This is a genomic window from Streptomyces sp. LBL (assembly GCF_029893585.1).
In the GTDB taxonomy this organism is placed as follows: Bacteria; Actinomycetota; Actinomycetes; order Streptomycetales; family Streptomycetaceae; genus Streptomyces.
Genome location: NZ_JARXYX010000044.1, coordinates 16582 through 38620 on the forward strand (window position 1 = coordinate 16582; position 22039 = coordinate 38620).

The 22039-nt window shown below is 70.6% G+C and carries 16 protein-coding genes; 12 read left to right on the top strand and 4 right to left on the bottom strand.

The features are described 5' to 3' along the window. The first annotated feature begins 36 nt into the window (after positions 1-36). The 12 genes from M2271_RS37515 (at position 37) to M2271_RS37570 (ending at position 15162) form a co-directional block, all read left to right on the top strand. On the top strand, positions 37-1185 hold the full coding sequence (locus M2271_RS37515; RefSeq protein ID WP_280891978.1) for a Gfo/Idh/MocA family oxidoreductase: 1149 nt from the start codon (positions 37-39) through the stop codon (positions 1183-1185). Between the two features lie 14 nt (positions 1186-1199). Beyond that, a complete protein-coding gene (locus M2271_RS37520; RefSeq protein ID WP_280891948.1) occupies positions 1200-2204 on the top strand; it encodes a sugar phosphate isomerase/epimerase family protein in 1005 nt (334 codons plus the stop codon). A gap of 87 nt (positions 2205-2291) precedes the next feature. Next, complete coding sequence (locus M2271_RS37525) at positions 2292-4883, top strand: PQQ-dependent sugar dehydrogenase (protein WP_280891949.1); 2592 nt, start codon at positions 2292-2294, stop codon at positions 4881-4883. A gap of 15 nt (positions 4884-4898) precedes the next feature. Then, a complete protein-coding gene (locus M2271_RS37530; RefSeq protein WP_280891950.1) occupies positions 4899-6341 on the top strand; it encodes a ThuA domain-containing protein in 1443 nt (480 codons plus the stop codon). A 90-nt stretch (positions 6342-6431) separates the two neighbouring features. Continuing rightward, entirely contained in the window at positions 6432-7646 is a 1215-nt protein-coding gene (locus M2271_RS37535; protein ID WP_280891951.1) for an inositol-3-phosphate synthase, read from the top strand. After that, positions 7643-8782 carry a UbiA family prenyltransferase gene (locus tag M2271_RS37540; RefSeq protein ID WP_280891952.1) on the top strand — a complete coding sequence of 380 codons (1140 nt, stop codon included), beginning with the start codon at positions 7643-7645 and terminating at the stop codon, positions 8780-8782. The genes M2271_RS37535 and M2271_RS37540 overlap by 4 nt, the downstream gene beginning before the upstream one ends. Continuing rightward, positions 8779-9873, top strand: coding sequence for a sugar phosphate isomerase/epimerase family protein (locus M2271_RS37545; protein WP_280891953.1), 1095 nt, complete (start codon positions 8779-8781; stop codon positions 9871-9873). Before M2271_RS37540 ends, M2271_RS37545 begins: the two co-directional genes overlap by 4 nt. Then, positions 9870-10586, top strand: coding sequence for an EboA domain-containing protein (locus M2271_RS37550; RefSeq protein WP_280891954.1), 717 nt, complete (start codon positions 9870-9872; stop codon positions 10584-10586). The genes M2271_RS37545 and M2271_RS37550 overlap by 4 nt, the downstream gene beginning before the upstream one ends. Beyond that, positions 10586-11434, top strand: coding sequence for a TatD family hydrolase (locus M2271_RS37555; RefSeq protein WP_280891955.1), 849 nt, complete (start codon positions 10586-10588; stop codon positions 11432-11434). Before M2271_RS37550 ends, M2271_RS37555 begins: the two co-directional genes overlap by 1 nt. A 3-nt stretch (positions 11435-11437) precedes the next feature. After that, a complete protein-coding gene (gene eboE / locus M2271_RS37560; RefSeq protein ID WP_280891956.1) occupies positions 11438-12607 on the top strand; it encodes a metabolite traffic protein EboE in 1170 nt (389 codons plus the stop codon). Further along, positions 12604-14049 carry an alkaline phosphatase family protein gene (locus tag M2271_RS37565; RefSeq protein ID WP_280891957.1) on the top strand — a complete coding sequence of 482 codons (1446 nt, stop codon included), beginning with the start codon at positions 12604-12606 and terminating at the stop codon, positions 14047-14049. Before eboE ends, M2271_RS37565 begins: the two co-directional genes overlap by 4 nt. Positions 14050-14106: 57 nt before the next feature. Beyond that, a complete protein-coding gene (locus M2271_RS37570; protein ID WP_280891958.1) occupies positions 14107-15162 on the top strand; it encodes a sugar phosphate isomerase/epimerase in 1056 nt (351 codons plus the stop codon). A 70-nt stretch (positions 15163-15232) separates the two neighbouring features. Here the strand turns inward: M2271_RS37570 and M2271_RS37575 are convergent, their stop codons facing one another. The 4 genes from M2271_RS37575 to M2271_RS37590 are packed head-to-tail and all read right to left on the bottom strand — an operon-like array spanning position 15233 to position 21774. Then, a complete protein-coding gene (locus M2271_RS37575) occupies positions 15233-16636 on the bottom strand; it encodes an OFA family MFS transporter (protein ID WP_280891959.1) in 1404 nt (467 codons plus the stop codon). Positions 16637-16678: 42 nt separating this feature from the next. Next, positions 16679-18811 (bottom strand): acetate--CoA ligase family protein, encoded by a 2133-nt coding sequence (locus tag M2271_RS37580; RefSeq protein ID WP_280891960.1) that lies wholly within the window; start codon positions 18809-18811, stop codon positions 16679-16681. A 4-nt stretch (positions 18812-18815) separates the two neighbouring features. Next, positions 18816-20066, bottom strand: a complete 1251-nt coding sequence (gene frc, locus M2271_RS37585) for a formyl-CoA transferase (protein WP_280891961.1) — start codon at positions 20064-20066, stop codon at positions 18816-18818. Between the two features lie 10 nt (positions 20067-20076). Further along, complete coding sequence (locus tag M2271_RS37590; protein ID WP_280891962.1) at positions 20077-21774, bottom strand: thiamine pyrophosphate-binding protein; 1698 nt, start codon at positions 21772-21774, stop codon at positions 20077-20079. Positions 21775-22039: the final 265 nt, after the last annotated feature.

Here is a 22039-nt window from a genome sequence, read left to right on the forward strand (position 1 = left end):
GGTCCCGCGGCAGGGAAGCCGCCGCTGCGCGTCGGCATGATCGGCTACGCCTTCATGGGCGCCGCCCACTCTCAGGGCTGGCGCACCGCGGGCCACGTCTTCGACCTGCCCCGCGACCCGGTCCTGTCCGTGATCTGCGGGCGGAACGCGACCGCGGTGCGGGCGGCAGCCGACCGGCACGGCTGGGCGAACGTCGAGACCGACTGGCGGGCCCTGATCGAACGTGACGACGTCGACCTGGTCGACATCTGCACGCCGGGCGACAGCCATGCCGAGATCGCCCTGGCCGCGCTGGCCGCCGGCAAGCACGTGCTGTGCGAGAAGCCTCTCGCCAACACCGTCGAGGAAGCCGAAACGATGACCGCGGCGGCCGAATCTGCCTACGAACGCGGTCAGTTGGCGATGGTCGGCTTCAACTACCGGCGGGTGCCCGCCACCGCGCTGGCCCGTTCCATGGTCGCCGAAGGCCGGCTCGGCGCGCTGCGGCACGTGCGGGTGACGTACCTTCAGGACTGGCTGGTCAATGCGGAGTTCCCGCTGACCTGGCGGCTGCGCAAGGAGTCCGCGGGCTCCGGTTCGCTCGGCGACCTGGGGGCGCACATCGTCGACCTGGCGCAGTACCTGGCGGGGGAGCAGCTCGCCGGGGTCTCCGCGCTGACCGAGACCTTCGTCCGGGAACGCCCGCTGCCCGGCGGACCGACCAGCGGCCTGGCCACCGTCTCGGCCAACGGCACCGGGCAGGTCACCGTGGACGACGCCGCCGTGTTCACCGGCCGATTCACCTCCGGCGCCCTCGCCTCCTTCGAGGCCACCCGCTACGCCACCGGCCGCAAGAACGCCCTGCGCATCGAACTCAACGGTGAACGCGGCTCGTTGGCCTTCGACCTGGAACGCCTCAACGAACTCGCCTACCACGACGGTACGGAACCCGGAGCGCACGCCGGCTTCCGCCGCATCCTGGTCACCGAACCCGAGCATCCCTACCTGGAGGCATGGTGGCCGCCGGGCCACGGTCTCGGTTACGAGCACACCTTCGTCCACCAGGCCCGCGACTTCGTCCACGCCATCGCCGAGGGCCGCCGACCCGAACCCTCCTTCACCGACGGGCTGCAGGTGCAGCGCGTACTGGCGGCCGTGGAGGAGAGCGCCGAGAAGAACTCCGTCTACACACCCATCGCGGTCTGAGGAGGTGCACGTACATGCCGCGCAGGTTCACACTGTTCACCGGCCAGTGGGCGGACCTCCCGCTCGAAGAGGTCTGCCGACTCGCCCGCGACTTCGGCTACGACGGTCTCGAACTCGCCTGCTGGGGAGACCACTTCGAGGTCGACAAGGCGCTCACGGACCCCTCGTACCTGGACTCGCGTCATCAACTGCTCGACAAGTACGGCCTGAAGTGCTGGGCGATCTCCAACCACCTGGTGGGCCAGGCGGTGTGTGACGCCATCATCGACGAACGCCACCAGGCGATCCTGCCGTCCCGCATCTGGGGCGACGGTGACGCGGAAGGCGTACGGCAGCGGGCCGCCGCCGAGATCGCCGACACCGCGCGGGCCGCGGCCGCCCTCGGGGTCGACACCGTCATCGGCTTCACCGGCTCCGCGATCTGGCACCTGGTCGCCATGTTCCCGCCCGCCCCCGAGTCCATGATCGACCGCGGGTACGAGGACTTCGCCGATCGCTGGAACCCGATCCTCGACGTCTTCGACGCGGAGGGCGTGCGGTTCGCGCACGAGGTCCACCCGAGCGAGATCGCGTACGACTACTGGACAACGCACCGCGCGTTGCAGGCCGTTGGCCACCGACCCGCCTTCGGTCTCAACTTCGACCCCTCCCACTTCGTGTGGCAGGACCTCGACCCGGTCGGCTTCCTGTGGGACTTCCGCGACCGGATCTACCACGTCGACTGCAAGGAGGCGCGCAAGCGGCTCGACGGCCGCAACGGCCGCCTCGGCTCCCACCTGCCGTGGGGCGACCCGCGCCGCGGCTGGGACTTCGTGTCGGCCGGTCACGGAGACGTCCCCTGGGAGGACGTCTTCCGGATGCTGCGTTCCATCGAATACGAGGGCCCGATCTCCGTGGAGTGGGAGGACGCCGGGATGGACCGGCTCCAGGGCGCCCCCGAGGCACTCACCCGCCTCAAGGCGTACGACTTCGAGCCGCCGTCGGCCTCCTTCGACGCGGCGTTCGGCGGCAACGACTAGACCAACTCCCTGTTTCCTTTCCAGATCAACTCCCCTTTTTTTCAGTGAGTTCCGGGGTGACGGCGCACCCCGGCGCAAGGCACCCGCATGGAAAACCCGCCCCTTCTGGAGGCACCCGTGCACACGAACGACGGCACCACCAGCACCGACAGAAACCGGACCGACAGAAACCGGACCGACAGAAACCGGACCGACAGAAACCGGACCGACAGCCGACGCCCGTCCTTCCGTAAGGCAGCCGCCCTGCTCAGCGGGGCCCTGCTGGCGGGCGCGTCTCTCACTCTCACCGCACCGCAGGCCGGCGCAGCCGTCACCGGCACGGACGCTGCATCCGCGGCTCCGGCCGCCGCGGCCGAGGACTTCCAGCAGGTCACCCTCGCCAAGGGCGAACCTGAGGTCGGTGAGCCCATATCGCTCGCCGTCCTCCCGGACCGTTCGGTCCTGCACACCTCACGCGACGGCGAACTCCGCCTCACCGACGCCGCCGGCTCCACCCGTCTGGCCGGCAAGCTCGACGTCTACTCCCACGACGAGGAGGGCCTCCAAGGCGTCGGTGTCGACCCGAACTTCACCGAGAACCGTTTCATCTACCTCTACTACGCACCCCCGCTGGACACCCCGGCGGGCGACGCGCCCGAGACCGGCACCGCGGCCGACTTCGCCCCCTTCGACGGCGTCAACCGGCTCTCCCGGTTCGTGCTGAAGACCGACGGCACCCTCGACAACGCCAGCGAGAAGAAGGTCCTCGACATCCCGGCCTCGCGCGGCCTGTGCTGCCATGTCGGCGGCGACATCGACTTCGACGCGGCGGGCAACCTGTACCTGTCGACGGGCGACGACACCAACCCCTTCCAGTCGGACGGCTTCACGCCCATCGACGAGCGGGACGGCCGCAACCCTGCCTTCGACGCCCAGCGTTCGGCCGGCAACACCAACGACCTGCGCGGCAAGATCCTGCGCATCAAGGTGAACGCCGACGGCTCGTACGCGATCCCCGACGGCAACCTCTTCGCGCCCGGCACGGACAGGACGCGGCCCGAGATCTACGCGATGGGCTTCCGCAACCCGTTCCGCTTCAGCGTCGACAAGAAGACCGGCATCCTCTACGTCGGTGACTACGGCCCCGACGCCGGCGCCGCCGACCCGGCCCGTGGACCGGCCGGCCAGGTCGAGTTCGCACGTGTCACCAAGCCGGGGAACTTCGGTTGGCCGTACTGCACGGGCAACAACGACGCCTACGTCGACTACGACTTCGCGACCAAGGCTTCGGGCGCCGCCTTCGACTGCAGCGCCCCGAAGAACACCTCCCCGCACAACACCGGCCTGACCGACCTCCCGCCGGCCCAGCCCGCCTGGATCCCGTACAACGACGGATCCCTGCCCGAGTTCGGCACCGGCTCCGAGTCCCCGATGGGCGGCCCGGTCTACCACTACGACCCCGCGCTCGACTCGCCCGTGAAGTTCCCCGAGGCCTACGACGGCGACTTCTTCGCCGGGGAGTTCGGCCGCCGGTGGATCAAGCGGATCACCAGCGACGACAACGGCACCGTGCAGTCGATCAACGACGTCCCGTGGACCGGCACGCAGATCATGGACATGGCCTTCGGTCCCGACGGTGCGCTGTACGTCCTCGACTACGGCCTCTCCTGGTTCGGCGGTGACGAGAACTCCGCCCTGTACCGCATCGAGAACGCCACCGACGGCCACTCGCCGGTCCCACAGGCCGCGGCCGGCCGCACCTCGGGCCAGGCACCGCTGAAGGTGAGCTTCTCCTCCGCCGGCACGACCGACCAGGACGGCGACGCCCTCACCTACAGCTGGGACTTCGGTGACGGCGGGAAGTCGACGGCGGCGAACCCCACGCACAAGTACACGGAGAACGGCACCTACACGGCGACCCTGACCGCCAAGGACCCGTCCGGCCGCACCGGCAGCGCGAGCGTGCAGGTCGTGGTGGGCAACACCGCGCCCAAGGTCACCCTCGAACTTCCCCAGGACGGCCAGCTGTTCAGCTTCGGCGACGCGATCCCGTTCAAGGTGAGGGTCACCGACCCGGAGGACGGCACCATCGACTGCTCCAAGGTCAAGGTCACCTTCGTCCTCGGCCACGACAGCCACGGCCACCCGATCACCTCGGCCAACGGCTGCACCGGCACCCTCCAGACCAGCGCCGACGGCGGCCACGACGACGATGCCAACATCTTCGGTGTCGTCAACGCCGAGTACACGGACGGCGGAGGCGGCGGCCAGGCCCCGCTCACCACGCACGACGAGAGCGTCGTCCAGCCCCGGCACCGTCAGGCCGAGCACTTCAGTGACTCCTCCGGCGTCTCGGTCATCGCCAAGGACACCGCGCACGGTGGCAAGACGGTCGGCGACATCGACAACGGCGACTGGATCTCCTTCACGCCGTACGTGCTGAGCAACGCCCAGAAGATCACCGCACGCGTCTCCTCGGGCGGCGCGGGCGGCACGCTGGAGATCCGCGCCGGCTCCGCGCGGGGCACGCTGCTCGGCAAGGCGACCGTCCCGGTGACCGGCGGCTGGGACACCTTCCAGGACGTCACCGCCAACCTGTCCCGCGCCCCCAGGGGCACGACCACGCTGTTCCTGGTCTTCAAGGGAAGCGGCACCGGAGCCCTGTACGACGTGGACGACTTCGTCTTCACCACGAGCTGAGCGGAGGTGATCTTCATGCGCTCAACCGGGCGCTTCAGTACGGCGGTTGTGGGCGCGGCCCTGCTCCTGGGCTGTGTCTCGGAACCCGCATCCGCACAACCCGCATCCGCACAACCCGCCGCCTCGGAGGCCACCACCTCGGAGGCCACCACCTCGGCGGCCGCCTCCCCGGAGGCCGCCGACGGCGCACGGGTGCTGGTCTTCTCCAAGACGGCCGGCTTCCGGCACGACTCGATCGCCGAAGGCATCGCGGCGGTCAGGGAGCTGGGCGGGACGAGCGGCTTCAGGGTCGACGCCACCGAGGACGCGGGCGCGTTCACGACGCGCAACCTGCGGCGGTACGACGCGGTCGTCTTCCTCTCGACAACGGGAGACGTCCTCGACTCCGCCCAGCAGCGCGCCTTCGAGAGCTACATCCACCGGGGCGGCGGCTATGTCGGCGTCCACGCGGCCGCCGACACCGAGTACGACTGGGAGTTCTACGGCGGTCTCGCCGGCGCCTACTTCCAGTCGCACCCGGCGATCCAGCCCGCGACGGTGACTGTCGAGGACCGCGCACACCCGGCGACCTCGGGGCTCCCGCGGGCCTGGGAGCGCACCGACGAGTGGTACAACTACCGCTCCAACCCCCGGGACCGCGCCCACGTCCTCGCCTCCCTCGACGAGTCGTCGTACACCGGCGGCACGATGAGCGGCGACCATCCGATCGCCTGGTGCCAGACCTACCAGGGCGGCCGCGCCTTCTACACGGGCGGCGGCCACACGAAGGAGTCCTACGCCGACCCCGCCTTCCGCCGGCACCTGTTGGGCGGGATCCGGTACGCCGTGGGCGAGGCCCAGGCGGACTGCCGACCGGAGACCGGCTACCGCCCGCTCTTCGACGGCAGCCCGGCTTCCCTTTCCGGCTGGAAGCAGGCCGGCCCGGGATCCTTCACCCTGGACGACGACGGCACGATCACGTCGTCCGGCGGGATGGGCCTGCTCTGGTACGCCGGCCAGGACTTCGGGGCGTACTCCCTGAAGCTCGACTGGAAGACGGCCAGTGCCACGGGAGACGACAACTCCGGTGTCTTCGTGGGCTTCCCGCCCTCCGACGACCCCTGGTCGGCCGTGAACAACGGCTACGAGATCCAGATCGACGCCACCGACGTCCCGGAGAAGACGACCGGGTCCGTCTACGGTTTCCAGTCCGCCGACCTCGACCGGCGCGACCGCGCGCTGAATCCGCCGGGGGAGTGGAACACGTACGAGATCCGGGTGGAGGGCGAACGCCTGCGCATCTGGCTCAACGGCGTGAAGATCAACGATTTCACCAACACCGATCCGGCCCGGAGCCTGGCTGACGGACACATCGGCATCCAGAACCACGGAGCCGACGACCAGATGGCGTTCCGGGACATCCGGATCAAGGAACTGCCCACGAAGTCCCCGGCACACACGGCTTCGCAGGGCGACTGAGCGACGGCGGGCGGGGGACGCCGGACCTCCGCCCGCCGTCATCTTCCCCACCTCGGGGTGCGTACGTCGTGTTCGAGAAGGAGGCTGCCCATGTCCGCGTCCGTTTCCGCACCGCGCGTCGGTGTCTGGCTGATCGGCGCCCGAGGCTCCGTCGCCACCACCGTCGTCGCGGGCTGCGCCGCGCTGACCGCGGGTCTGCACCCGCCCACCGGCCTGGTCACCGAGACCCCGGCGTTCACCGACAGCGGCCTGCCGGCCCTGGAGTCGCTGGTCTTCGGCGGCCATGACACGGTGGACTGCCCCCTGCCCAAACGGGCGGAGGCCCTCGCGGCCGGTGGTGTCCTCCCGCCGGGCCTTCCGAAGGCGGTCGAGGCCGAACTCGCCGCCGCCGACCGGGAGATCAGACCGGGCGGCCCTCTTCCCGGCGACGCGCGCGACGAGGAGGAACTCATCACCGCGTTCGCCGCGGACCTCGAGGACTTCGTACGACGCCACGAGCTGGCGCGGGCCGTGGTGGTGAACGTCGCCTCCACCGAACCTCAGGCCACCGGGGCGGCTCTGCCCGCCAGTTCGCTGTACGCGGCGGCCGCGTTGCGCGCGGGCTGCCCGTACGTCAACTTCACCCCCTCCACCGGTCTCCACCACCCGGCACTGGCGGCCCCGGCCGCGGTGAGCGGCCTGCCGTACGCGGGGCGCGACGGCAAGACCGGCCAGACCCTGCTGCGCTCGGTACTGGGCCCGATGTTCGCGCAACGGGCGCTGGCCGTGCGGGCCTGGTCCGGCACGAACCTGCTGGGCGGCGGAGACGGCGCCGCCCTCGCCGACCCGGCCGCCGCGGCGGCGAAGAACGCGGGCAAGGAAAGGGTGCTGGCCGACACCCTCGGCACCGTCCCCGAGGGCGAGGTGCACATTGACGACGTTCCCGTCCTCGGCGACTGGAAGACCGCCTGGGACCACATCGCCTTCGACGGCTTCCTCGGCGCCCGCATGATCCTCCAGACCACCTGGCAGGGCTGCGACTCGGCCCTCGCCGCTCCGCTGATCCTCGACCTGGCCCGCCTGACGGCCCGTGCCCACGAACGCGGCCTGACCGGCCCGCTGTCCGAACTGGGCTTCTACTTCAAGGACCCGGTGGGCGAGGGGCCCGCGGCACTGGGGGAGCAGTACGCGGCGCTCGTGGGGTTCGCGGAGCGGCTGCGGAACTCTGCCCTGGGGGCTGCCGAGCGCACGGACGAGCGCACGGACCGCCGCAGGGACGACCGTACGGCCGAGCGTACGGCCGAGCGCACGGAGGAGGGCCGATGAGCGGGGGCGGGACGAGGTCCGCGCAAGCTCAGGCCTGGGCCGAACTGCTGCGTCTCCCGGCCCTGTTCACCGTGCCGGGCGACGTTCTCGCCGGCGCCGCCGCGACCGGGGCGCACGCTCAGCCCCGCACCCTCCTCGCCATCGGCTCCTCCCTGTGCCTGTACGAGGCCGGCATGGCCCTCAACGACTGGGCCGACCGGGCCGAAGACGCCGTCGAACGCCCGCACCGCCCCCTCCCGTCCGGCCGTGTCCGCCCCACCGCGGCCCTCGTGGCGGCCTGCGCCTTCACAGGCGCTGGCCTGACCCTGGCTGCGGGCGCCGGCCGCCCCGCCCTCGCCGTGGCGATCCCGCTGGCCGCGACCGTCTGGGCGTACGACCTCGCGCTGAAGCACACCCCGGCCGGCCCCTTCGCCATGGCGACCGCCCGCGGCCTGGACCTACTCCTCGGCGCCGCTGCGGCCAGGAGCACGACGCGCGTGGGGGGAGCGGGGTCCGTCGGGGGAGCGGGGACGACGAAGGTCGGAAGGACAGTGGGGAGGGCCGCGAGGGCGGGGACAGCGACGGCAGGACTCCCAGTGAGGACGGCAGCGACGGCGAGGACGGCAGCGACGGCGAGGGCAGCGGCCACGGCGAGGACGGCCGGGGACACGGCGGCCCGGCACGGCGTCCGCCAAGCCGTCCCGTCCGCTGTCCTGCTGGGCGCGCACACCCTCGCGGTCACCACCGTGTCGCGCCGGGAAACCCAGGGCGGCTCCCCCTTGGCACCCCTGGCAGCCCTGGCCACGGCCGCCGTACTGACACGGCTCCTGACCCGTAGGCCCGCCACGGGGTCCGCCGCCGGGTCCGCCACCCGGCCCGGTGCCGGGCCCGGTGCCACCCCCGCGCTCACCGTCGACGGCGCCCTGCGGGCAGCCCTCCCCGTCGCTTACGCCGCGACGGTCGCCCGCCCCTACGTCCACGCCGTCCTCAACCCCTCACCTCCGCTCACCCAACGAGCCGTCGGCGGAGGCATCCGCGCGATGATCCCGCTCCAGTCCGCTCTCTCCGCCCGCTCCGGCGCCACCGTCACCCCGCTGCTCATCACGGCTCTGGCCCCGCTCGCGGCGAGGTTCGCGAGGAAGGTGAGCGTCACATGACCCCTGAAGCCCCTCACCCGACGACTCACTCGACGACTCACGAGACCAGGGACAGGCTCACCCGGGACCTCCGCGCGGCGCCCGACGCCTCCACGGACGGGCCCGCCCGGCCCGCCCGGGTCGCGACCAGCGAAGCGACACAAGGCCTCGGTCGGGACGTCCGTGCCTCCGCGACCCCCGCACCCACCGCCGAAGCCCTCTCCCGTGCCCCCCTCCGCACCCCCCTCCGCACCCCCCTCCGCTTCGGCTACGGCACCAACGGCCTGGCCGACCTGCGTCTCGACGACGCCCTCGCCCTGCTCGCCGACCTCGGCTACGACGGCGTGGGTCTGACGCTCGACCACATGCATCTCGACCCGCTCGCCCCGGACCTCCCGGCCCGTACCCGGCGTCTCGCGCGGCGACTGAACGCGCTCGGTCTGGCCGTCACCGTGGAGACGGGTGCCCGCTATGTGCTCGACCCGCGCCGCAAACACGGCCCCTCGCTGCTGGACCCCGACCCCGAGGACCGCGCCCGGCGCGTGGATCTGCTGATCCGTGCGGTCCAGGTCGCCGCCGAACTCGGCGCCCACGCGGTGCACTGCTTCAGCGGGATCACCCCGGCCGGCACCGACGTGGACACCGCGTGGAAACGGCTGGCCGAGGCGCTCGGCCCCGTCCTGGACGCGGCCACCGCGGCCGGCGTCCCCCTGGCCGTCGAACCCGAACCCGGTCACCTCCTCGCCACCCTCGCGGATTTCCACCGGCTGCGCGGCACCCTCGGCGACCCGGAGCCCCTCGGCCTGACCCTCGACCTCGGCCACTGCCAGTGCCTGGAGCCGCTGTCGCCCGCCGACTGCGTACGCGCCGCGGCTCCCTGGCTGCGCCACGTCCAGATCGAGGACATGCGCCGCGGTGTCCACGAACACCTCCCGTTCGGGGACGGGGAGATCGACTTCCCGCCCGTACTCGCCGCCCTCGCGGCCACCGGCTACCAGGGCCTGACCGTCGTCGAACTGCCCCGCCACTCCCACGCGGGCCCCCATTTCGCCGAACTCTCCCTCCCGTTCCTCCATCACGCAGCGGCGCCCTCACAAGGGAGCACTCCATGACCCACGCGCACGCCCACCCGGCGTCCCCGGCGGCCGGCACCCAGGGCACCACCCCCGCCCGCATCCCGCCGTCCGACCTGCACCACCGCCTCGCCGCCGACCTCGGCGAAGCCGCCCGCGCCTGGCTGGACCAGACTCTCGACGAGGCCGCCACCCACCAAGGCACCCACGGCCCCCTCCCCGTGTGGGAGCTGCGGCTGGCCGAAGCCGGACGACGCTGCGGCCCTGAGCACGCCGACGCCGTTCGCGTCCTCATCCTCCACGCGGCCCGCGTCGACCCGGACGCCCTCACCCGCGTCTACGTCCAGGGCACCGCCGCCGAACGCCGCGCCGTCCTGTACGCCCTGCCCCACCTGGTGCCCGGCCCCGAGGCCCTCCCGCTCGTCGAGGACGCCCTGCGCACCAACGACACCCGGCTCCTGGCCGCCGCCGTCGGCCCCTACGCCGCCCGGCACCTGCCTGCCCATGCCTGGCGGCACGCCGTCCTGAAGTGCCTGTTCACCGGTGTGCCCGTGAACGAGGTGGCCGACCTGGAACGCCGCGCCCACGGCGACGCGGAACTCGCCCGCATGCTCGGCGACTACGCCGACGAACGCACCGCCGCGGGCCGTCCGGTGCCCGAAGACCTGCACCGCGTCCTGACCCTGACCGGCCCCACGCCCACGCCGCCCGCCGACCCCGGCCCTCGCGGCTTCGACGGCAAGGAGTCCTGATGCGCCTCTTCGACCCCCACATCCACATGACCTCCCGCACCACCGACGACTACGAGGCGATGCGCGCCGCCGGTGTCCTCGCCGTCGTCGAGCCGTCCTTCTGGCTCGGCCAGCCACGCACCTCGCCCGCCTCCTTCCTCGACTACTTCGACTCCCTCCTGGGCTGGGAGCCCTTCCGCGCCGCCCAGTACGGCATCGCCCATCACTGCACGCTCGCCCTCAACCCCAAAGAGGCGAACGACCCGCGCTGTGTGCCCGTCCTCGACGAACTGCCCCGGTATCTCGTCAAGGACCAGGTGGTGGCCGTCGGCGAGATCGGCTACGACTCGATGACCCCGGCCGAGGACACCGCCCTCGCCGCACAGCTCCAACTCGCCGCCGAACACGGCCTGCCCGCCCTCGTCCACACCCCGCACCGCGACAAACTCGCCGGCCTGCGCCGCACCCTGGATGTCGTCGGGGAGTCCGCGCTGCCGCCCGAACGGGTCCTGGTCGACCACCTCAACGAGACCACCGTCAAGGAGGCCAAGGACAGCGGCTGCTGGCTGGGTTTCTCCGTCTATCCCGACACCAAGATGGACGAGGAACGCATGGTCGCGATCCTCCAGGAGCACGGCCCCGAGAAGGTGCTCGTGAACTCCGCCGCGGACTGGGGAAGAAGCGATCCCCTCAAGACCCGCGGGGTCGCCGACGCCCTGTTGACGCACGGATTCACCGACGACGAGGTCGACCGTGTGCTGTGGCGCAACCCCGTCGACTTCTACGGACTCAGCGGCCGCCTGGTCCTGGACCTCCCGGACCCACCGGCCACCCACGAGGGCAACTCCGTCCTGCGCGGCGGGGAGTGAGCCATGCGCTTCAGGCATCCCGACGGCAGCGTCGTCCACCTCGCCTACTGCACCAACGTCCACCCCGCCGAAACCCTCGACGGCGTCCTCGCACAACTCCGCGACCACTGCGAACCCGTGCGCCGCCGCCTCGGCCGCGACCGACTCGGCATCGGGCTGTGGCTCGCCAAGGACGCGGCGCACTCCCTCGTCAGCGACCCGTCCGCCCTGCGCGGACTGCGCACCGAACTCGACCGGCGCGGCCTCGAGGTCGTCACCCTCAACGGCTTCCCCTACCAGGGCTTCGGCGCCGAAGAGGTCAAGTACCGCGTCTACAAGCCGGACTGGGCCGACCCCGAACGCCTCGACCACACCACGGCCCTGGCCCGGGTCCTGGCCGGACTCCTGCCCGACGACGTCACCGAGGGCAGCATCTCCACCCTCCCGCTCGCCTGGCGCACCGTCCATGACGAGCAACGCGCCGAACAGGCCCGCAGCGCCCTGGTCGTCCTCGCCGAACGCCTCGACGCCCTGGAGGAGCTGACCGGCCGCTCCATCCGGCTCGCTCTGGAACCGGAACCCGGCTGCGTCGTCGAGACCACTCACGACGCCATCGCCCCACTGACCGCGATCGCGCACGACCGGATCGGCATCTGCGTCGACACCTGCCACCTCGCCACCTCCTTCGAAGACCCGGACACCGCCGTCGACGCGCTCACCGCCGCCGGCATCCCCGTCGTCAAGTCCCAGCTCTCGGCCGCCCTGCACGCCGAACACCCGCACCTCCCCGAGGTCCGCGAGGCCCTCGCCGCCTTCGACGAACCCCGCTTCCTGCACCAGACCCGCACGTCCACCGCAGCGGGACTACGTGGCACCGACGACCTCGGCGAGGCCCTCACCGGCGACACCCTCCCCGACGCGGCACCCTGGCGCTCCCACTTCCACGTCCCCCTGCACGCCGCCCCCGCCGCGCCCCTCACCTCCACGCTCCCCGTCCTCAAGGCCGCACTGACCCGGCTCGTCGGCGGCCCGCGCCCGCTCACCCGCCACCTGGAGGTCGAGACCTACACCTGGCAGGCACTCCCGCCCGAGCTCAGGCCCCGCGGCCGGTCGCAGCTCGCCGACGGCATCGCCGCCGAACTGGCCCTCGCCCGCGACCTGTTGACCGACCTCGGCCTGAAGGAACTCCCATGAGCAGCCCCGCTTCCCGTGCTGCCGGCCCCGAGACCCAGGCCCCGCCGAGCCCCGGCCCGGGCGGCCCACACCCCGTCCCCCTCCTCGTCCTCGACGTCGTCGGCCTCACCCCCCGTCTCCTCGACCACATGCCCCACCTCAAGTCGCTCGGCCAGTCCGGCTCCCGCGCCTCCCTCGGCACCGTGCTGCCCGCCGTCACCTGCGCCGCCCAGTCCACCTTCCTCACCGGCACCCACCCGTCGGAGCACGGCATCGTCGGCAACGGCTGGTACTTCCGCGAGCTCGGCGACGTACTCCTGTGGCGACAGCACAACGGCCTGGTCGCCGGGGACAAGCTCTGGGACGCCGCCCGCCGCGCCCACCCCGGCTACACCGTCGCCAACATCTGCTGGTGGTACGCCATGGGCGCGGACACCGACTTCACCGTCACCCCCCGTCCGGTCTACTACGCCGACGGCCGCAAGGAACCCGACTGCTACACGCGGCCCGCCGCCCTGCACGACGAACTCACCGAGAAGCTCGGCACCTTCCCCCTCTTCCACTTCTGGGGACCCGGCGCGGACCTGGTCTCCAGCCAGTGGATCATCGGCGCCACCCGGCACATCCAGCACACCCGACACCCCGACCTGACGCTCTGCTACCTCCCCCATCTCGACTACGACCTGCAGCGCTACGGCCCCGACGACCCGCGCTCCCTGAAGGCGGCCGCCGCCCTGGACGCCGCCCTGGCCCCGCTGTTGGACGACGCCCGCGCCGAGGGCCGTACCGTCGTCGCGCTGTCCGAGTACGGCATCACCCGTGCGGACCGTCCCGTCGACATCAACCGTGCCCTGCGCCGCGCCGGACTGCTGGAGGTGCACACGCAGGACGGCATGGAGTACCTCGACCCGATGGCCTCCCGCGCCTTCGCGGTCGCCGACCACCAGATCGCCCACGTGTACGTCCGCCGGCCCGAGGATCTCGACGCGACCCGGGCCGCCCTCGACGGACTGCCCGGCCTCGAGCGACTACTAGACGACGAGGGCAAGAAGGACCACCACCTCGACCATCCACGCTCGGGCGAACTGGTCGCCATCGCGGAACCGGACGCCTGGTTCACGTACTACTACTGGCTCGACGACGCCCGCGCTCCCGACTTCGCGCAGCTCGTCGAGATCCACCGCAAACCCGGCTACGACCCGGTCGAACTGTTCATGGATCCGCTCGACCCCTACGTGAAGGTCAAGGCGGCGACGGCACTGGCCCGCAAGAAGCTCGGGCTGCGCTACCGCATGGCGGTCGTCCCCCTGGATCCCTCACCTATTCGAGGCAGCCATGGCCGCCTTCCCGCGAGCGACGACGACGGTCCGCTCCTCATCTGCTCCACCCCCCAGGCTGTCGGTGACCGCGTCGCGGCCACCGACGTGAAAGCACTACTGCTCCAACTGGCCGGTCTGTCCTGACTGGTCACCAGTGAAGCACCCACCACTGACAACGCCCCGACACATGGGAGTTCAGGCATGAGCCGCATGTCCCAGACCGACCCCGAACTCACCCACCGCCTCAGCCGACGCGGCATGCTCGGCGTGGCCGCAGGCACCACCGTCGCCGCCCTGCTGGGCGCGGCAGCCACTCCCGCGACCGCAGCCACCGACACGGCGACCGCAGCCACCGACACCGCGACCGCCGGCCGCGGCCGCCCCGTCCTGCCCCCCGGCCGGCTCGGCATCCAGCTCTACAGCCTGCGCGACAAGGTCTCCACGCTGGGCTTCGCCCCCGTCTTCGCCGAACTGGAGAAGTACGGGTACGACGAGGTCGAGTTCGCCGGGTACACCCAGGGCTCGGCGGGTCCGATCACGCTCGCCCAGCTCAAGCGGCTGGCACGCGACCACGGTCTCCACCCGATCGGCAGCCACGTCGGCTACTACGCCGACGACCCGAACGCCTACACCTTCGCCCAGAACCTCACCAAGGTCCTCGACGACGCCCAGGCCCTCGGCCTCAAGCACATCGGCACCGCCTCCGGCCCGTTCCGCTACGGCTCCACGGTCGACGCGTGGAAACGGGCGGCCGAGGAGTTCAACACCTACGGCGCGGCGGCGAAGGCGCGCGGCATGAAGTTCTACCAGCACAACCACTCGGAGGAGTTCTCCTTCGCCACCGACAACCCCAAGGTCCGGCTCTACGATGTGCTGCTCGCAGAGACCGACCCCGACCTCGTCTACCTGGAGATGGACATCTTCTGGGCGTACTCGGGCCAGTTCCGCTTCTCGAAGCGGCCCGACGGCACGCCCGCGCCCTTCGAGCCGCTCGACTACGTCCTCCGGCAGCCCCACCGTTACCCGCTCTTCCACGTCAAGGACGGGGTGAGCGACCCGGCGAACACGTACGGCTACCGCATGACCGACGTCGGCGACGGTGACATCGACTACCAGCGGTTCCTCTCCGCCGTGACCCGGCTGCGCGGTGAACGGCTTGCGCACCACTGGCAGGTCGAACACGACAACCCGGCCGAGTCCTTCACCTTCGCCCGCCGTTCGAGTGCTCACCTGCACTCGCTGCGGGAGAAGTGCTGACACCTCACCACCAGACATACGAGGAGGCCCTCCCCGGCTTTGGGGAGGGCCTCCTCGTATGTCCTGCGGATCAGCCGGCGGGCTGGGGTTCCGAGGCGGCTGATCCCTCGGACGTCCCCGGCTGCTGCAGCAGCAGCGCGATCGCCGCCGCCACCATCGACACACCGCCGGCCAGCGCGTACGCACCGTTGTAGCCCCAGGCCGCGACCACCATGGAGCCGAGACCACCCCCGAACAGGCCGCTGATCAGCTTGCCGCTGTACACCAGCCCGTAGTTGGTGGCGTTGTAGTTCTCCCCGAAGTAGTCGGGCGTCAGTGCTGCGAACAGCGGATAGAAGGCACCGCCGCCAAAGCCGGAGAGGAACGCGAAGAACAGGAACAGCCACTCGCTCTTGACGGCCCCGGCCCAGATCACGCCGAACTGGGCCAGCCCCAGGACGACGATCACGAACACCAGGGTGGGTTTGCGGCCCCACTTGTCGGACAGCCAGCCCACCACACCGCGGCCGACGCCGTTGATGACCGCCATGACACCCATCGACGACGCAGCGACCAGCGGCCCGAACCCGACCTCCTTGGCGAAGTCGACCTGGAAGGAGATCCCGAAGATCGACACCCCGGCGGTCAGCACGATCGACAGCCACATCAGCGGCAGCATGCCCGTCCTGATGGCCTCCTTCGGCGTGTACTGCCGTGCCGCGGGAGGGTTCTTGACGAGGCTGGTGGCGTTCTTCAGGTCGCCGGAGAACGTCAGCGGGTCCACGTCCGCGGGCCACCAGTTCTTCGGCGGGTCCTTGAAGAAGAAGGCGCAGCCGAAGACCACGATCACGATGTAGCACCCGATGAGGTCCAGCACACGGTGGTAGTTCGCGGTGTCGAAGCCGTAGTTGAAGATGAAGATGAACGGCAGCGATCCGTACGCGAATCCTCCGTTGACGAAGCCGGTCCGGGCGCCCCGCCGCTCGGGGAACCACTTGCCGACCATGTTGATGCAGGTTGCGTAGACCAGGCCGGCGCCGAGACCGCCGACGACGCCGAACCCGATGATCGCGAGCCACACGTTGCTCATGTGCGACAGGGCGAGGAACCCGACGAAGCACAACAGGGAGCCGATGTACATCGCCTTGCGGGCCGTCAGAATGCCCTTCTCACGCAGCCAGCCCGCCGGGAAGGCGATGCCGGCCTGGAAGAACACCCAGACGCTGAGGATCCAGAAGGTGTTGCCCTGCGTCCAGCCGTGCGCCCGGGACAGCGTGTCCTCCGCCGAGCCGTACGCGTATTCGAAGACGCTGATGGCCATCATGGCGGCCCAGGGCAGGTACACCATGAGCTTGCGGGAGTGACCGAGGATGTCCTGGTCGGTCTCGCCGACGCGGTAGACCCGGCCGCGGGCGTCGGTCACCTCACGGTAGGGACGGTCCGCGGCGTCGACGTGCGCCGACGTGCTGTTCGCCGCGTAGGGATCTGCCGTCATGTCACGCCATCTCCTCGCCTGACGGGTGGGGGTCGGGAGCCTTCACAGAAGCCCCGCCGCCCGCGCCCACCGATACTTCGCGCCGAGCACGGCCACCGGCTTCTCGGTCGTGTACGGGTACGCCACGACCCCTCGCTCGTACAGGTACTGGCAGGCCTCCTCGACCTCGACGTCGCCCGCGAGAGACGCCACCACGGGCTTCTCGACGCCGCGCTCCCGGAACTCGGCCACCACGCGCGCGGTGAGCTCCGCGAAGACCATCGGGGGAGTGACGATGGTGTGCCAGTAGCCGAGGACGAGCGCGTGGATGCGCGGGTCCTCGAGACCGAGCCGGATCGTCGCCTCGTACGTCGACGGCGGCTCGCCCCCGGTGATGTCCACCGGGTTGCCCGCGGCCCCGAAGGGCGGGATGAACTTCCGGAACGCCTCGTCGAGGTCCGGCGGGATCTCCATCAGGGTGAGGCCGTTGTCGGTCACCGCGTCGGAGAGCAGCACGCCGCTGCCGCCGGCCCCGGTGATGATGACGATGTTGTCGCCCTGGGGAGCGGGAAGAACGGGCAGCCCGCGCGCGTACTCCAGCATGTCGTTCAGACCGGGAGCCCGGATGACACCGGCCTGCTTCAGGATGTCGTCGTACACGGCGTCGTCGCCCGCCAAAGCCCCGGTGTGCGACCCGGCGGCTTTCGCCCCCGCCGCCGTACGGCCCGCCTTGAGGACGACGACCGGCTTCTTCGGTACGGTCGCGCGCGCGGCCTCGACGAAGGCCCGACCGTCCTTGAGGTCCTCCAGGTGCATCGCGATGCACTCGGTGTGCGGGTCCTCGCCGAACCAGGTCAGCAGGTCGTCCTCGTCCAGGTCCGACTTGTTGCCCAGGCCCACGATCGCCGACACGCCCGTCTTCGTGGTGCGCGCAAAGCCCAGGATGGCCATGCCGATGCCGCCGGACTGCGAGGTCAGCGCGACCCCGCCCTTGACGTCGTACGGCGTGCAGAACGTGGCGCACAGGTCGTGCCACGTCGAGTAGTAGCCGTAGATGTTCGGACCGAGCAGTCGTACGCCGTGCCGTTCGGCGATCGCCACGATCTCCGCCTGGAGTTCGTGCTCGCCGGTCTCCGCGAACCCGGAGGGGATCAGTACGGCGTTGGGGATCTTCTTGCGTCCCACCTCCTCCAGGGCCGCGGCCACGAACGTGGCGGGGATCGCGAAGACCGCCACATCCACCTCACCGGGAACGTCCGTGACACTCTTGTACGCCTTGCGGCCCAGAATGTCGTCGGCCTTGGGGTTCACCGGATGGATCTCCCCGGCGAACCCGCCGTCGACGAGGTTGCGCATCACCGAGTTGCCGATCTTGCCCTGCTCGTTGGAGGCGCCGATCACGGCGACCGCGCTCGGCTGCATCAGGCGGCGCATGGAGGTGAGGATCTCGTCGCGCGTGTACTGGCGGCGCGGTGGCGGCTGGGATTCGGCGAGGATGATCCGGATGTCCGCGGCGAGCGCCCCTTCGGGGGTCGCGATCACCGGGTTGAGGTCCACCTCCGCGATCTCCGGGAAGTCCGCGACCAGTTGGGACACCCGTCGGATCTGCTCGGCGACCGCCCACCGGTCCACGGCCGGCGCGCCGCGCACCCCGCGCAGGATCTCCGCCGCCCGGATCGAGTCCAGCATGGACAGCGCCTCGTCGGCGTCCACGGGAGCGAGCCGGAAGGTGACGTCCTTGAGGACCTCGACCAGCACTCCGCCGAGCCCGAACGCCACGACCTTCCCGAACGTCGGATCCGTCACGGCGCCGACGATGACCTCCTGCCCTTGGGGCAGCAGTTCCTGGACCTGTACACCCTCGATCCGGGCGTCCGCGTCGTACGCGCGCGCGTTGTCGACGATCTGGTGGAAGGCGGCCCGTACGTCCGTCGCGCCCTCGACCCCGACGATCACGCCGCCGGCGTCGGTCTTGTGCAGGATGTCCGGGGAGACGATCTTCATCACGACCGGCCCGCCGAAGCGCGCCGCGAACGCCACCGCCTCGTCGACATCGGTCGCCAACTCCTCGCCGGGTACGGCGATCCCGTACGCGTCGGCGATCACCTTGCCCTCGGGCGCGGTCAGCGCGGTGCGTCCCTCGGCCCGCACGGAGTCGAGGAGCGTGCGCACCCTCAGGGCGAGGTCTTCGGCCATCACGTCAGATCACTCCGTTCGACTTGAGCAGGCGCAGCTCCTCGCCGCCGAGACCGAGCTCGCCGACGTACACCTCTTCGTTGTGCTCGCCCAGCAGCGGTGAACTGGTCACGTCCACGGGGGAGTCGGAGAGCTTGAGCGGGCTGCCCACGGTCTTGAACTCGCCCCGCTCGGGGTGTGGCACGGTGACGACCATCTCGTTGGCGACCAGCGACCGGTCCTCGATGATCTCCTTGGTGGACAGGATCGGCCCGCACGGGATGTTGTGCGCGTTGAGCTTCTCCAGCACCTCCCACTTCGGGAGCGTGGCGGACCACTCCTCGATCAGCTGGAACATCTTGCCCAGCTTGGGCAGCCGGGCCTCCGGGGCCGCCCACTCGGGGTCGCCGGCCAGCTCGGGCCGGCCGATGAGCTCGCTGAGCGGCTGCCAGCCGACGGGCTGCACGATGACGTACACGTAGTCGTTGGGTCCGCCCGGCGCGCACTTGACCGCCCAGCCGGGCTGCCCGCCGCCGGACGCGTTCCCGGACCGGGGAACCTCGTCGCCGAAGTCGTCGTTGGGATATTCAGCGAGCGGGCCGTGTGCCAGGCGCTGCTGGTCGCGCAACTTCACCCGGCAGAGGTTGAGCACAGCGTGCTGCATGGCCACATTGACCCGCTGACCGCGCCCTGTGTTCTCCCGCTGGTACAGCGCCGCGAGAATCCCCGCCACGGCGTGGACGCCCGTGCCCGAGTCCCCGATCTGGGCCCCCGTCGCCAGCGGCGGCCCGTCCTCGAAACCGGTGGTCGCCATCGACCCGCCCATGGCCTGAGCGACGACCTCGTACGCCTTGAAGTTGGTGTACGGGCCGTCCCCGAACCCCTTGATGGAGGCATAGACGATCCGCGGATTGATCTCCTGGATGCGGTCCCAGGTGAAGCCCATACGGTCGACCGCGCCCGGCCCGAAGTTCTCGACCATGACGTCGGAGCGCCGGATCAGCTCGGTGAGGATCTCCTTGCCGCGCTCGGTCTTGGTGTTGAGGGTGATGCTCCGCTTGTTGCAGTTGAGCATCGTGAAGTAGAGGGAGTCGACGTCCGGGAGGTCGCGCAGTTGCTTGCGCGTGATGTCACCGGTCGGCGCTTCCAGCTTCACGACGTCCGCGCCGAGCCAGGCGAGGAGTTGGGTCGCGGAGGGCCCGGACTGGACGTGCGTCATGTCGAGGACGCGGATGCCTTCAAGAGCCTTGGGCGGTGTTGCCGTCGTGCCGGTCATGGCGGCCACCTCACTTGTACATGGTCTGGTTCATGGTTCCGGGGGCGTACGCGTCCGGGTCGACCCAGACGTTGATCAGCGACGGTTTGCCCGACTCACGGGCGCGCTGCAGCGCCGGGCCGATGTCGGCGGGATCCCGGACCTCCTCGCCGTAACCGCCGAGCATCTGGGCGAACTTGTCGTAGTGGACGTCGCCGAGGGTGTTGCCGACCCGCTGGCGCTCCTGGCCGTACTTCTGGGCCTGGCCGTAGCGGATCTGGTTCATGGAGGAGTTGTTGCCGACGATGCCGACGAAGGGGAGGTCGTAGCGGACGAGGGTCTCGAAGTCCCAGCCGGTGAGGGAGAAGGCGCCGTCGCCGAAGAGGGCCACCACCTCCTTGTCGGGCCGCGCCTGCTTGGCCGCGAGCACGAAGGGGACGCCGACGCCGAGGGTGCCGAGCGGGCCCGGGTCCATCCAGTGGCCCGGCGACTTGGGCTGCACGACCTGACCGGAGAAGGTGACGATGTCGCCGCCGTCGCCGATGTAGATGGAGTCCTCGGTGAGGAAGTCGTTGATCTCGCTGACCAGGCGGTACGGGTGGATGGGCGAGGCGTCGGACTTCAGACTGGGCAGCCGCTTCTCGATGGCGGTCTGCTCGGCGGCCCGCAGCTCGTCCAGCCACTCCTTGCGCCGGGACGCGCCCCCATTGCCGTATCCATGAAAAGCGAGCCCGGAGGCGGCCTCGGTCACCGACTTCAGCACCAGTCCGGCGTCGCCGACGATCCCGAGGTCGATGTCCCGGTTCTTGCCGACCGTGCGGTAGTCGAGGTCGATCTGCACGACGGTCGCGTCCGGGGAGAGCCGCTTGCCGTAGCCCATGCGGAAGTCGAAGGGCGTACCGACGATGACGATGACGTCGGCGTTGGAGAAGGCATAGCGGCGTGACAGCTGGAAGTGGTGCGGGTCGCCGGGCGGCAGGGTGCCGCGGCCCGCGCCGTTCATGTACGCGGGGATGTTGAGGGTGCGGACGAGGTCGATGGCCGCCTCGGTGCCCCGGGTCGTCCACACCTGGCTGCCCAGCAGGATGGCCGGTTTCTCCGCGTGCACCAGCAGATCGGCGAGCTTCTCGATGGCCTCGGGATCGCCGGCCGAGCGGGTGGAGGCGCGGTAGGCGCCGGGCTTCGGCACGCGTGCCCTGTCCACCGGCACCTTGGCGTCGAGGACGTCGCGCGGGATCTCCAGGAAGGAGGGGCCGGGCGCGCCGTGGTAGCACTCGCGGAACGCCATCGACACCATGTCCGCCGCGCGGGCCGTGTCCGGCACGGCTGCCGCGAACTTGGTGATCGGGGTCATCATGTCGACGTGCGGGAGGTCCTGCAGGGACCCCATCTTGTGCTGGGTGAGGGCCCCCTGACCGCCGATCAGCAACATCGGGGACTCCGCGCGGAAGGCGTTGGCGACACCGGTGACGGCGTCGGTCGTACCGGGACCCGCGGTGACGACCGCGCAGCCGGGCCTGCCGGTGAGCCGCGCGTAACCGTCGGCGGCGTGGGCGGCCACCTGTTCGTGCCGGACGTCGACGACTTCTATGCCCTCGTCGACGCAGCCGTCGTAGATGTCGATGATGTGGCCGCCGCACAGGGTGTAGATGCGGTCGACCCCCTCGGCCTTCAGCGCCTTGGCTACGAGATGACCACCGGAAATGACGTCCTGGGTGTCGTCGGGCATGGGGAAGTCCTGTCCCTTCGTAGGGGTGGAGCTCTCTCGCGGTACATTGCATACAGTCGACGAATACTGTATGAAGCTTGTTATCCCGCATCCGGTGGGTGGTGTCCAGGGGGCGTACGGCACTTTCGGTCATCGGAGTTCGGCCTCGCGATGACGTCACAGACGGGAGCCGCAATGGGCCTGTACGAACATCAGGCAAGGGGACTGTTCGAGGAGCACGGCCTCCTGGTGCCGAGGGCCGAGGGTCGAAGTCACCGACTCGCCC

Bases quoted from the DNA above. Each gene is read 5' to 3' on its own strand.
- M2271_RS37515 (WP_280891978.1), top strand. From the start codon at position 37: ATGATCGGCTACGCCTTCATGGGCGCCGCCCACTCTCAGGGCTGGCGC.
- M2271_RS37520 (WP_280891948.1), top strand. From the start codon at position 1,200: ATGCCGCGCAGGTTCACACTGTTCACCGGCCAGTGGGCGGACCTCCCG.
- M2271_RS37525 (WP_280891949.1), top strand. From the start codon at position 2,292: ATGGAAAACCCGCCCCTTCTGGAGGCACCCGTGCACACGAACGACGGC.
- M2271_RS37530 (WP_280891950.1), top strand. From the start codon at position 4,899: ATGCGCTCAACCGGGCGCTTCAGTACGGCGGTTGTGGGCGCGGCCCTG.
- M2271_RS37535 (WP_280891951.1), top strand. From the start codon at position 6,432: ATGTCCGCGTCCGTTTCCGCACCGCGCGTCGGTGTCTGGCTGATCGGC.
- M2271_RS37540 (WP_280891952.1), top strand. From the start codon at position 7,643: ATGAGCGGGGGCGGGACGAGGTCCGCGCAAGCTCAGGCCTGGGCCGAA.
- M2271_RS37545 (WP_280891953.1), top strand. From the start codon at position 8,779: ATGACCCCTGAAGCCCCTCACCCGACGACTCACTCGACGACTCACGAG.
- M2271_RS37550 (WP_280891954.1), top strand. From the start codon at position 9,870: ATGACCCACGCGCACGCCCACCCGGCGTCCCCGGCGGCCGGCACCCAG.
- M2271_RS37555 (WP_280891955.1), top strand. From the start codon at position 10,586: ATGCGCCTCTTCGACCCCCACATCCACATGACCTCCCGCACCACCGAC.
- eboE (WP_280891956.1), top strand. From the start codon at position 11,438: ATGCGCTTCAGGCATCCCGACGGCAGCGTCGTCCACCTCGCCTACTGC.
- M2271_RS37565 (WP_280891957.1), top strand. From the start codon at position 12,604: ATGAGCAGCCCCGCTTCCCGTGCTGCCGGCCCCGAGACCCAGGCCCCG.
- M2271_RS37570 (WP_280891958.1), top strand. From the start codon at position 14,107: ATGAGCCGCATGTCCCAGACCGACCCCGAACTCACCCACCGCCTCAGC.
- M2271_RS37575 (WP_280891959.1), bottom strand. From the start codon at position 16,636: ATGACGGCAGATCCCTACGCGGCGAACAGCACGTCGGCGCACGTCGAC.
- M2271_RS37580 (WP_280891960.1), bottom strand. From the start codon at position 18,811: ATGGCCGAAGACCTCGCCCTGAGGGTGCGCACGCTCCTCGACTCCGTG.
- frc (WP_280891961.1), bottom strand. From the start codon at position 20,066: ATGACCGGCACGACGGCAACACCGCCCAAGGCTCTTGAAGGCATCCGC.
- M2271_RS37590 (WP_280891962.1), bottom strand. From the start codon at position 21,774: ATGCCCGACGACACCCAGGACGTCATTTCCGGTGGTCATCTCGTAGCC.